The sequence below is a fragment of the Clostridium sp. UMB9555A genome (genome assembly GCF_030222355.1).
GTDB lineage: Bacteria > Bacillota > Clostridia > Clostridiales > Clostridiaceae > Sarcina > Sarcina perfringens.
In genome coordinates this window covers 1-240 of the sequence record NZ_JASORQ010000049.1, presented here as the reverse complement: position 1 = coordinate 240, position 240 = coordinate 1, and the positions used below count along the sequence as shown (strand labels likewise).

At 44.6% G+C, this 240-nt stretch carries 1 protein-coding gene; it reads left to right on the top strand.

Annotation, left to right across the window (positions count from 1 at the left end; translation table 11 throughout):
* Window positions 1–240 (top strand): helix-turn-helix domain-containing protein (locus tag QP548_RS16910; RefSeq protein ID WP_284905667.1); only part of this gene is annotated, 240 nt, incomplete at both ends.

Sequence of the window (240 nt, the reverse complement as noted above, 5' to 3'; positions counted from 1 at the left end):
AATCAACTCTGGCGAGACGCTTTTTACTGGTTAGCCTGGCAAAATAGAATTCTGGAATTACGCGACGTGCAGCTCATTGGGCATAATTCCTACGAACAAATCCGCGCAACATTATTATCAATGATTGACTGGAATGAAGAATTGCGATCACGTATTGGTGTGATGAATTATATCCATCAACGTACACGCATATCGCGTTCTGTCGTCGCAGAAGTTCTCGCTGCTTTGCGTAAAGGCGGC